Source organism: Carboxylicivirga litoralis (assembly GCF_025499605.1).
Lineage (GTDB): Bacteria > Bacteroidota > Bacteroidia > Bacteroidales > Marinilabiliaceae > Carboxylicivirga > Carboxylicivirga litoralis.
This window is the reverse complement of record NZ_JAFMVC010000011.1, coordinates 1-12,004: the sequence shown is the minus strand read 5'-3', so window position 1 is coordinate 12,004 and position 12,004 is coordinate 1. Positions and strand designations below refer to the sequence as shown.

The 12,004-nt window shown below is 36.0% G+C and carries 11 protein-coding genes; 1 reads left to right on the top strand and 10 read right to left on the bottom strand.

Annotation, left to right across the window (positions count from 1 at the left end):
- Positions 1–127: 127 nt before the first annotated feature.
- Entirely contained in the window at positions 128–1,048 is a 921-nt protein-coding gene (locus tag J1N10_RS11460; protein ID WP_262326845.1) for a helix-turn-helix domain-containing protein, read from the bottom strand.
- Between the two features lie 239 nt (positions 1,049–1,287).
- Between J1N10_RS11460 and J1N10_RS11455 the strand changes: the two genes are divergently transcribed.
- Positions 1,288–2,391, top strand: a complete 1,104-nt coding sequence (locus J1N10_RS11455; protein ID WP_262326844.1) for a flavin reductase — start codon at positions 1,288–1,290, stop codon at positions 2,389–2,391.
- Positions 2,392–2,850: 459 nt separating this feature from the next.
- Here J1N10_RS11455 and J1N10_RS11450 read toward each other — a convergent pair whose 3' ends face one another.
- From J1N10_RS11450 to J1N10_RS11410, 9 genes are all read right to left on the bottom strand, one after another.
- Positions 2,851–4,428, bottom strand: coding sequence for an IS1182 family transposase (locus tag J1N10_RS11450; RefSeq protein WP_262326843.1), 1,578 nt, complete (start codon positions 4,426–4,428; stop codon positions 2,851–2,853).
- A gap of 257 nt (positions 4,429–4,685) precedes the next feature.
- On the bottom strand, positions 4,686–5,069 hold the full coding sequence (locus J1N10_RS11445; RefSeq protein ID WP_262326842.1) for a hypothetical protein: 384 nt from the start codon (positions 5,067–5,069) through the stop codon (positions 4,686–4,688).
- Positions 5,070–5,341: 272 nt separating this feature from the next.
- A complete protein-coding gene (locus J1N10_RS21320) occupies positions 5,342–6,076 on the bottom strand; it encodes a class I SAM-dependent methyltransferase (RefSeq protein ID WP_410053446.1) in 735 nt (244 codons plus the stop codon).
- A 324-nt stretch (positions 6,077–6,400) separates the two neighbouring features.
- Positions 6,401–7,105: a hypothetical protein gene (locus J1N10_RS11435; protein WP_262326840.1), complete on the bottom strand. Its 705-nt coding sequence runs from the start codon at positions 7,103–7,105 to the stop codon at positions 6,401–6,403.
- A gap of 397 nt (positions 7,106–7,502) precedes the next feature.
- Positions 7,503–7,904, bottom strand: coding sequence for a GFA family protein (locus tag J1N10_RS11430; RefSeq protein WP_262326839.1), 402 nt, complete (start codon positions 7,902–7,904; stop codon positions 7,503–7,505).
- Between the two features lie 338 nt (positions 7,905–8,242).
- Positions 8,243–8,974 carry a DUF4393 domain-containing protein gene (locus J1N10_RS11425; RefSeq protein WP_262326838.1) on the bottom strand — a complete coding sequence of 244 codons (732 nt, stop codon included), beginning with the start codon at positions 8,972–8,974 and terminating at the stop codon, positions 8,243–8,245.
- Between the two features lie 186 nt (positions 8,975–9,160).
- A complete protein-coding gene (locus J1N10_RS11420; RefSeq protein WP_262326837.1) occupies positions 9,161–10,162 on the bottom strand; it encodes a hypothetical protein in 1,002 nt (333 codons plus the stop codon).
- Positions 10,163–10,368: 206 nt separating this feature from the next.
- Entirely contained in the window at positions 10,369–11,016 is a 648-nt protein-coding gene (locus J1N10_RS11415; protein ID WP_262326836.1) for a hypothetical protein, read from the bottom strand.
- A 176-nt stretch (positions 11,017–11,192) separates the two neighbouring features.
- On the bottom strand, positions 11,193–11,864 hold the full coding sequence (locus J1N10_RS11410) for a YwqG family protein (RefSeq protein ID WP_262326835.1): 672 nt from the start codon (positions 11,862–11,864) through the stop codon (positions 11,193–11,195).
- Positions 11,865–12,004: the final 140 nt, after the last annotated feature.

Sequence of the window (12,004 nt, the reverse complement as noted above, 5' to 3'; positions counted from 1 at the left end):
GTTGTAAAATATAAATTGCGTTGGTTTTGATTTAAATAATGTCCGTAGCCAGGGGCGCTACGGATAGCGGGAAATTGAATTACAGATGGCAGCGTTACACTCGCTATGACGAAATGTATTAAGCATACTACCCCACCTGCAATTTCTTTTTAAATGCTGCCGGCGATTCGCCCATATAGCGTTTAAAGAATTTCCCAAAGGTTGACTGATCGGGAAAGTTGAGTTCACGGGCCACCTCGTTTATTGTTTTGTGAGGTATACGAAGCAATATTTTGGCTTCGGTAACAACGGCATTGCTTATCCATTTCATGGCCGACTGACCATCGTATTCCCGCACCATGCGCGATAAATAGTCGGGGGTAACACAAAGTTCGCGGGCATAATAACTAACGTCGTGATGTTGATTACATTTCTCTAAAAGCAGCTCCCTGAATTGCTCACACAATGTTTCGTTTCGTAGTAATACAATTTCCTCCGGGCTACTCCCATATTTCATTCGCCGGCTGTTATCGAGTTCGTATTGCAGGTTGATTACTTCGTTCTTTATAATGGGCGTGCGATTAAAATGTTGCGTGTTGTTTATGTATTTCACAATGTGCTTTATGCGCCACTGAATGATGTCACTCTCATCGGGGGTAAGTTCGTGAATGGGATAGTTACGTTTTAATAAATTCGATTTTGGCATCCGGAAAGCAATGGTTTGTGACAACAATTCGGTTCGCAAATCGGGCGAGAACAATATCTGGCAGGCTTTAAAATCGGACGAATGTGAAATATTTTCGATGATGTTATTCACGGCAAGCTGCATAACCATATTCTTTTTAAGGGTATAGGGCCGGTAATCGACCGTAATACTCATTTCGCCTGAAGCCACCACCATAAGCGAACTTATCTTTAGGCGAATGGGGTACGATGCCGCACTGTTTTCATTAGCGGGTATCCCCTCAAGCTGCAGAACCGCCAGCTGATCATCGAAAACATGTAACGCCCCCGCTCCTTGGTAACAATGGTGAAAAACCGAATTGAAAATCTCTGTCATCTCCTGCATACAATGCACTTCGTTAATTGACTATTTTACCAAGACAAAACTACGTATTTAAATTAATTCAACCATACAAGGTTCGTTTATTGACTAATTATTAACGGATAATGCTCTGGTGCGAACAAAATACACTTAGCATTTTTGCATCGTATTCCGATGTCAGAAAAAAGCGAAATGATAAACCTTTCAGGAAGCCCGGAATGCACAACAGGCAATTCAGTTTACACAAAAAAACACAAAGCGACATGAATTTTAAATTCACACGATTCCTATTCTCTATTCCGCTCATATTGACAACATGGGTGAACACCTACAGTAATGAAAGCGACAACAAAAATTTGAATATACATATGGAACAACAAAACAAATCTTTTGAGGAATTATACGAGCGCATTGAACCGGCCGATTACAGAGATTGGCTATCGAAGCTCATGAAAGAGGAAGACCATACACTTATTACCGCAGGAAACGACTCGCTATTTAATTCGATGCCTGCCCGGTGGGATGCGCTAGGCTTATATTTTAACACCCCTACTGTAATGACCCTTTTTGGCGCAAGCCGGTACACCCTTGAATTTATACGAAAACACAAAACTTATACCCTGTCGTTTTTGCCCGAACAACACGTGGGCGAGCTTTACGCCCTTGGCAGACAGAGTGGCCGAAACTCGGATAAAATGAAGGAGACAAAACTTAATTACATTACCACACCATCAGGAAACATAACCTACCGGGAGGCTAAGGTTGTAATTGAAACTCAACTTTTTGAAATTACCACGGTTAACCCTAACGACTTTTACATACAGGATGGTAAAGATTTTGTTGAAAATGGCTACACTGATGCCAACGACTACCACAAGCTTGTAATGGGCAGGGTAACGCAAATTTGGGTAAGCAAGGATGCTATACAAAAAGGGTTTACACTGCAAAACGATTCGAACATGGGTGCCGATGCTGTTACGGGAGCTACCAATACAACACCAAACGCATCGTGGAACATGCAGGCCGAGAAAAAGCCTGACAACACAAAGCCTTTTCCGTTACTTGACATTACGCTTAGTACTATACTGGCTTATGCGGGTTCGTTTTGGGCACTGCAAAAAAAGCTTATTACAAAGCTAACGCATCGTAAAATTTGGAATAGTGTATTGCTTGTAAGCTTTATAGTATCGGGACTGTTGGGCTTGTACCTTGTGTTTCAGATAAACTACCATGTTACCTTCTGGCAATTTTCAAGCTTGCGTATGCTGCACATAAATTTTGGTATTGTTATGGCCATAGTATCTGTTTTTCATAGCTTTTGGCATATCCACTATTTTAAAAATATGCTTGCCAAACGCAGTGTTTAAATACTACCCGCACGCTTTACAAATTTCCTGTTCTTTTGTCTGCCGTACAAAAGAACCAAAAACCCACCACGGCTTACGATTACACGCTGCTCTTGCCACACAAGACCAGCACGAACTAAGGCCGAACAGCTTGTATTCCACACAAGCCGTGGACACCCAACGCACAAGGCAACGTTAGTAAAATATAAATTACGTTGGTTTTAAATTAGTGATAATTTAATACTACTTCGTGATAAACTATACTTCTTGGATGCATAGTTTATCGAAATTCTACCATTCTGAATTTCGTCAATGATAGATAATTTTAATTCAAATCCAATCTTTTGGTAATTCCTTTTTTGACAGGGGGTGTTTTCCTCTTTCATGTTATCCTTAAATTAGTGACTAAATTTTAGTCAACCTATTTCAGGATTCTTCATTTCCGGTTAAATGGCATATAACGGCAGTCTGTCTAAAAACCTAACAGGCCACCGCATTCATTTTTAAAAATAGATTTAATTTTCGATAACAGTAGAAAACGTTTATGTTTCTGAGCAAATAAGCGGCTATCAGTTTCAGGGAGCAGGTAGTGTTTGTGAGTGTGTTTTTGCCTTTTAAAAGCGATATAAAGCGTACTAATGTGCCCATTAAGCTAACTATTCCCAGGATATTGATGATTCGTCGCAGATTATAAGCTATTATGATTAAGCCAACATCGGCACTGGCTCTTTTTATGGTCTGTTTTGTTGTTATATAATTAAATCCCCATTGCCGCTTGATAGTGCCATAGGGGTGTTCAACAATGGCCTGTCGACGTTTGTAGAGTTTTGGATTAGCTTCTACGCGTTTCTTATTGGCCACTACATACACATTCTCAGCCGCATGTCGGATAATGCGCCCATTGACTTTAGCGCTTGTACATTTAGCTCTGCTTGTACATCCTTTGCAGGCAGGCGTTCTGAATAGCTGAAAGTCGCCACCTCGAACAGCTTTGTGCCATCGGCCATTGGTCGTCAAGACCTGACCTGCCGGACATGTATAAGTATGCTGCTCTGCATCGTATTTAAAATGTTCGACATTAAAAGCCGGATCAGGAGCTTGAGAATTCTTTGGGGTAGCTGGAATGGCCACCATCACATCCACTCCCAGATTAGCAGCTATGGCAAACTCACTTCCAGTATGATAACCTTTGTCGTAAAGTGCTGTAAAATTGTTATGACCAATAATATGCACTGCTCGTGTAAGCATCTTACCCATCGCTTTACTGTCGTTTTGGTTGGTTACCTGATAGTCGATAGGCAGGTTGTGTTTGGCATCAACCGTGGTTTGAACATTGTAGGCCACCTCAGTAATGTTGTTCCGCGTAATCATATGCCGGCTTTCCGGGTCTGATGTTGACACTTGTTTAGCTCCTGTTTCCTTTAGTTCTGCCTCCAGCTTGTGGTACTTCTCTTTTCGCTGCTTCTGCTTTTTAATCTCATCCTTCAGCTCTGTTTTACGTGTTGAATCACCATCTTCCTGAGCCAATGCCTGATTGTACTCGTCCAGCTTGTTTTCGATGTATTGTAAGTGACGGTCAATCTTCTTTCGGTTGAAGTTGTTCTTCTTACTGTTTTGAGCCATTAGCTTGGTGCCGTCTCCTGCCAGGAGCTGACCGCCTATCAGGTCAAAATATTTGGCTACCCGCACCGTTTCCTTAAACACCCGTTGAATGGCCTTGGGGTTATCGCGCCGGAAATTAGCAATGGTATTGTGGTCGGGCTTTAACTGCCTGAGTAACCACATCAATTCAACGTTACGCATGCACTCTTTCTCAAGAGAGCGTGAAGAACGTATACGGTTTAAATACCCATAAATAAACAAACGTAATAAATCGCCCGGATGGTAACAGGGGCCCCCGTTTTCACCAACCTGCATATCAAAACCCAACTCTTCAAGTTGTAGGTGCGATACAAAGGCATCTATCAACCTGACTTCATTGTCCGGCTCAATAGCATCATCAAGTGTGAGAGTGAATAACTGGATTTGGGAGCGGTTTTGGCCTTGAATGTATTTCATACCTGAAGATACAAAATATCTGATCTCGTGATTCTTTAAATGATAGGTTTTTAGACAGTCTGACGGTGGCTAGATGAAGCGTTTGGTGATTTAATGAACCGAACCTTCCAAAATCCCACTGAGCCAAATCTTTTATTTGTTTTTATCTTTTCATTTATAAAGCCAAATCAAAGATTTGGCGGTGGTGGCCCTTGTTGAAACTCTCCAAATTGCGGTGAACCCCCAATTATTTATTAGCCATTGTTGGCAAATCGTTTTTATTCTTCAATTAATGACAAACTTAATCTAGTGTATTGGTTTTGAGAATCATTTGCATCTATCTGATATGTATAATATCTATTTGCAGATAGTGATTCTGTATCCCAATCAATAGGTTGAATTGTATATGTCTTTCCATTAATTTCTAATTCTACAAAAGCATAACTATAAGCCTTTTCAAAATCCTTATATGGTGTTTTTTGTCCAGAAGTTAGATTATTAAAATTTACTCTTCCTGTTGAGGTATTAACAATAATATTTTGAAAATTGTATTGGCTAACGTTAGACAGTCGTATCATCACTCTCGCCGTTTTATCATTATCATCTTTTGAGCAACTTATTATTGCTACAATCGAAATAACTAAAATCAGTATTTTTTTCATAGAGTTTATCATTATAAATAGATAGATGCAATTCTGTCTTATTAGGTTGCGTATAACTACTTGCTTTGCGTGTTTTTTGACAAACACATCTAATTATTTATTAGCTAATTGAAAAAAATGTTATGGTATTGAAATGTTTGCCAACGTTTAGTATATGCAATGTAGGCGATTGCGGACTTCAAAACTATCAAACCGTTAAGAAGTTGAAGCGGGCTACAACCCTTGAATTTACTACTGTCTCGCCTATTTTGTATATACATTGTTGTGTGCTGCTAATTTGGTTTTTCACATATCAAAACTGTTTCGTCTTTATTAAAACCATGAAGATTCTCATAGTCCGAAGTAAAATGCTTTGGGCTTACATTAAAGCCAACATTTTCCAATCTTTTTATTAGTCCTTCTATTGAATAAATCCTAACATGGTCAAATTGTCCGAATTGTATCTCTCTTTGCTTAGGTGACTTTATAGTTTCATCTTCATATATTTCTCCTTTTTTAAAAGGTGTCTGAATTAAACAACTCCCACCTTTTTTAAGAACTCTAAAAAGTTCTTCCATTGCTTTAATATCATTATCAACATGTTCTAAAATATGATAACAAATAATTAAATCAAATCTCTCATTTTCTGTTTCAATTTTTGTAATATCAAATGAAACTTTTGATAAAAAATCTCCAGACAAATCTGAACTTAGATAATTAGGATTTTTCTTCATTAATCTATACAGACTTCTTGATGGAGAGAAATCAAGAATTTTTGAATCGCTATTAATAAATCCATCGTTGAGGACATGCCACAACCTCCTGGTTCTTTGAAGGCTACCACATCTAGGGCAAAGTCTATCATTTTCTATTAATACAAAATTAGAAAGTTTTCTATCGCATATATTGCATTGAAACTTTCGACCAGCATAGAATAAATAGTAAAAGAAACGTAGTGAATATTCATAGTGAAATAAAATTCGTTTCGGAATTATGTTTAAAATCAATCCTTTAATCCTTGAATACATATATTTTAATGTCAGTTTCTAAAAATTCAGTTTGCATAGATAAAAATTATTCCTATTCGTCTGTTATGAAATGCTTTTGATTCAATCTTGTCTTGTTCATTAACGCACAATTTTTAGTTGCACCCAACGGCCTGCCGCATGGCGTCGTAAGGCGATTTTAACCTTACAAACTTTCCAAAATGAACGTAGCTAAAGCGCTGAATTTGTCTTTAACTTTTCATTTCAAAAGCCAAATCAGTGATTTGGCGATGACTGCCGAAGCATCGAACCGACCAGAATGAATCGAACGCCTTATGCGCTATTGCGGTTTGTTGTAGCACGTTATTATTCGAATAAGTTTCCAACGACAGTTTTTGCAATGATATACCTATCGTCTATGGGTTCTTTTTTTATAAATCGGAAACAATCTTCGGGTTTTGTAGCATATTCTTTGGTATCAAGAAGCAGTTTGTCAATTTTAATTCTCCATTCGTTGTAAGCACCAACACTTTTATTGATATATACATCTTGTGTATAAGAGTCCACAAGAGTAGTTCTCATTTCAATGGCTTTTGCTTCTATCGATTTAAACATCATTGAAATAATACCGTAACCTCTAATAGAATCTTGCAAATGATGTAATTGTTGTCTAGCAGTTCTTGCTGATAATTCAAAAATATCAAATATTACTTCTTGTTTTTCAACTCCAAGCGTATCATGACTTAAAATGAATGATGTTGTTTTGTCAAATGCTGGAGCAAAATAAACTTTCTCTAATAACTCTCCGCGTTTACGTTTTTTCTTAGGAACGTCAAGAACAGCAAATAAGCCAACTGAAGCGACTGTATACAAATCAAATTCATTGCAATAGTTGACAATTTTTTCATCTTGCGTTCCATCATATTGAAAGTCATCTTCTGATAGTTTTCTGTCTGCTTGCCAAAAAATATGTGTTTGAGATTCAGTAGCTAGGTGTTCACCTTGTCCAAATGAATCAACTAGAAAGCCTGTTAAAAAGATAAATAATCCTAAAGTAAAAATTCTTTTCATATTCTTTAAGGTTTGATTCATTATGTACTGTTCAATTTAATTGTTTTCCCTTAAATACTCATTATTGATTAACTTTTATTGTGAGATGTGGGGGAATGTGCTACAACGGATTGGGCATATGAACCGTGCGGGGATTGAAACAGTACGCCCTTTCTTTCATCGCACAGAGCCCAATGGTTTTATAGGGACTAAATTTAACAATAATAAGTTTCTAAAAAAGCATTGGGCGGACTTATTGAAATCACCGCAACTCCGCGAATCACCTGCGCCCCGCATGGTTTATGATGCCGTGTTGTGCTTAGTTTTTTCTCTACCATTAACTTTCTATTACATAGATTGTTCTTCTATTTATTTTTACATAAATACATTACTCCAAATCTTAATCCGTATTCATGAATTATTCTGGAAAACGTTCGAACTTATCGATTTCATCAAGAGACTCATCCCAATTTGCTTTATCTGAAATAAAGATATGTGCATCAGGTCTCATTTCTAAACTAGTATCTAAGCACCCTGCTGGAACCACTAAAAGATTGCCTCCCATTTGCAAATTAGGTAATGCTGAGCCACAATTCGTACAAAATGCTTTAACATGATTGCTTTTAGGAGGTTGAAAAGTTTTAATTTTAGTTTCTTCCTTTATCCATTCTATCTTAGCTTTCTTTGCAAATAAATTTGCAGCATGAGACGCCCCTGTATCTTTCCTACAATATCTACAATGGCACAAATAAAAATCTTCAAAGTCACCTATAACTTTAAATTTCACCCCTTTACATAAACAAGAACCAAAGTATTCCATATATGATATTTTTCACAATTGATATTTAGTCGAAACACATGCTTCTGCATCAAAACTATATACCGATTTTCTCTGATTTATTCTTTCCATGTTAACCCTATAAAGCAATAAACTTCATCTCGATTGAAATTAAGCACAACGGATTGGGCATATGAACCGTGCGGGGATTTAAAGAGTACGCCCTTTATTTCATCGCACAGAGCCCAATGCTTTTACAGGGACTAAATTTAACAATAAATAGTTTCTTTAAAAGCATTGGGCGGACTTATTAAAATCACCGCAACCTCGCAAACCACTGCTCCCCGCATGGTTTATGATGCCGTGTTACCCACAGTTTTTTATTTATCAATAGAACAAATCATTATTAATTTACTCCCTAATTCTGTAATTCTATGATATGACGAATATGATTCATATTCAGCATCAAAACTTGGTGTTTCTTCCAATGAATCTAAACCAAATCCTTCAACTTTTATTCTAGGAGGTACCTTCTCGACAAGTCCAAGTCTAATAAGGTTTGCCATTTCAAATTCATCTAGAAATACGATAAAACCCTCTTCATCATTACTTTTCAACTTTTCCTTAATTTTTCTATCTGTTAACGACAATCCCTCTCCTGAATTTTCAATCTCATGCAATCTCTTCCATTGTGCCCAATGTTCATTTTCCGCATTATTTAGCTTTTCTAAAGCTAAGAACTCTTCTATTGATATTTGCCCTAGAATATAAGGAAAAACATGGTTTACTAAATTTGTTTCAGCATCCACCATATTACAAATCATATTTGACCATTTAACTTGAAGTTCTTCATTCTCTTCAAGTGAAGCATTTTCTAATAATGGAACTAATACTTTTACTGGAATTTGTTGCAATGAAATATTTTTCCTTACGATATATTCTTGTGCTTTGGTTAATATTTTAACTTGGTTTTTGAATCTGAAAAAACGAATATTATCTGACATTAATAATCCTATTTCTTCAGCTGATGGTCCAATTATTTTAGTTAAAAAATCTTTCGCTAATTCTAATCCTTTTTCTATCGCTTTTGAATTTGCCGTAATGTCTTCCATAATAATGTTAACTAATTTCTTTCTGCATTGAGTGTAAATTGTGGGTAACGGTTGGCCGCATGGCGCTGTAGCAGATTTGCGTTGAGATTGTCTGTCCGAGAGGACGAGACCATCGAGGCGGGAATCTGCCCAACCAAAGCCCTGCGGCCCCTGCTATGCGCTATAGCGGCGTGTTAGGCAACGTATTTATTTATAATATTCGATAATCCTTTTGGTTTGTTCAACTGGTCTGTTGTTGGTCCAACTAGTTCGTTTAATCCAGTTACCATTTGAGTCATATTCATAGTTCGATTTCCAAATCCTTTTGTGTTCATCTAGTTCTCTCGTGATTTCTATTTGATTACCATGGTCATCAAATTTTCTAATCTGCGTTTGAACTCTATAACCTTTATTTGGGATTAGCTTTTCTTCAATCAATATGTTTTCTTCATTATACTTTCGATGAGTTTCAATATAGTTTGAATCTACATTAAAAACCTCTTTAGAATATATGAGTCTATTCCTGTTGTCGTATTTATAACTGAATTTAGTATTTAAAGTGTCCAAAAATGTGTATTGGATTATATTTTCTTCTTTCAATCTATTATTCTCGTATGTCTTAGAAATTAGAATGTAAGGTGTATTTGCACCAACAAAAGTGTTTTCATTAATCAAATTTCCTTTTTTGTCATACTCAATTTCATAGGAATAGTAAATTGTATCATTCCGCTTTTCGATTCTATTAATTAATCTTTCATTGTCATCTCTAACTAGAATGATTTCGCTTTTGTAATTATCTGATTCATATGCTATTTTCTCAACACTATCTTTGTCATTATAGCTATATTGGAATTTCTCAAAAGAGCCTGTTCCATAGAAATCTTTAATCAGTAAACTCTCCAGTAATTCGTTGTCATATATACAATTAATTGTCTTAAATACTTTTCCTGAATATGAATATGAAATCTCACTGATTAAGTTTCCTTCTTCATTAAATACTGTGTTCTGTATTTTTTCGGGTACAGTATCAAATTTCCAGTAATTGGGAGAAACTGAGTCTATCTTAACTATATCAAAATGCTCTGATTTCAAAAATCTTACCCTTCCTTTCAATTCTCTTTTTGATAAATCAGAGTAAAGTGAAACTTGTGTATCACAACCAATTACTAGGATTGATATCAGAAATATTATTTGGTATTGTGCTTTCATATATGTTGCCTAACGGTTGGCCGCATGAAGCGTAAAGTGAATTAACCTTACAAAACTTCCAAATTGAGCGGAGCCGAAGCGCATATTTGTTTTAACTTTTCATTTTAAGCCAAATCTGCGATTTGGCGCTGATTGCCGAAGCCACGAACCAACCAAATCACACTGAACCGCTTTATGCTTTATGGCGGCGTGTTAGCTGCTGGGCTTTATAATTTTATATATTTTCTCATTTTCATACCAAGTTTACTGTTCACATAAACTATTGTGTTTCTATTTTCTTCAATTATTACAGATTCTCCATATAATGATTTTAAATCTTGAATTATAGGTATCATTAATCCAAGTGAACTAAGATTTACTTGAGTATCTTGAGATAAATCGTCATAACTTTTCATCTCTGCAAATTCCTTAAGGTTATCTATAAACGCTTTTTCTACAATGGTGCACATTTGATTCAATTCTGATTTAGAAATTTCAGAATTACCGTATGCTGCGACTAAATTTGCTATAGTTTGTGTTTTATCAAGTTCATTTAATTTATCAAGAATCATTATAATAGTTTGAGCAACTTGTGTTCTTTCTTTATTATTTGATTCAAGCTTTGTTAAAATTAAATCTTTGTCAGATTGTTTTATTTGGTCAAATTCACAAATAAATTTATAAACTTTCATTCCGAATAATGCATCTCTGATTCCTGTGATAGTCTTTATACCTTTGTAAAAAACTGAGAAAAACGGGATTTCTTTTAACAATCCATTTTCTAAGAATTGGTCAATTGTTAATTCGGATATGTCACCTGATAATTCGAGTGAATTTGTTGTCAATGTTTTTAATAACGAATTTTCTAAATTCATAACTTCGATTTTATCAAGTTCGGTTTTAGCCTTGCAGCTAACGGTAATAATATGGGGCGTTTGGCAATTCAAAGCTCCAAAATATCAAACTACTATATGTTTTATTAAATGTTACCATGCTCAAAATTAGCACTAACCGCCAAATGACCTATATTTATTGTTACAAGCTTTTTGTTTTACATTGTATCCCAGTGTGAATGCCAACCATTCTTGTCATTTATTAAAAAATATCCCAATCCACTATCGCAAAACATAAAGACTTCATTTGAATCAAACTGAAAGGCAAAGTCTGGCTCATCCATCTGCAGAAAATATGTTTCTTGAACTAAATAAGGCCAACCACCTATCTTAATGCCGTGATGATTTGGAAATTCATCCATTAAATATGAATTGTTATCAAGATATTTTCGATATTCTCCTTCGTCAAGATTTAGTTCTAATTGGTATCCATTGGGGTAATCAACAACTTTCCTCCAATTTAACTTAAAACATGGTTTCATTAATTCATCAGGCATTTCAAGAGGTTTTAGCTCTTTCAAGTCTGTATATGTCCGAATAACAACAGAACCTTCTTTCTCATCAATTGGCGCACCTTCCTCATATGCAAAAACATTAATCAACTCAATATTGTCGAAGTGTGGTGTTCTAAAGGGAAGCTCACTTGTAAGAATTGAAAGAATCGGAATCAGTGGTTTAGAGTTAAATAATGGCCAAGCTTCATCATTCTTTCCCCAAAAGACTCCACCGGTCATGGAGGTTAAAATTGACTTGTCCAATTTGTACTCAATCTGCTTTGCCAATAAACAATCCTTTTTAAGTGACTTTATCTTTCTTTTCAAGTTTCTCATCAATCAGCATATTTATTTGCAGTGTGGTTCATTTCAAATTGCTTGTAACGTCTTGCCGCATGAAGTGTGCCGCTGCGTATGGTATATTCGCTTTCTTAATTTCGCCTTTGCTCGCGCGGGAGCAAAACCTCCAAACCTTG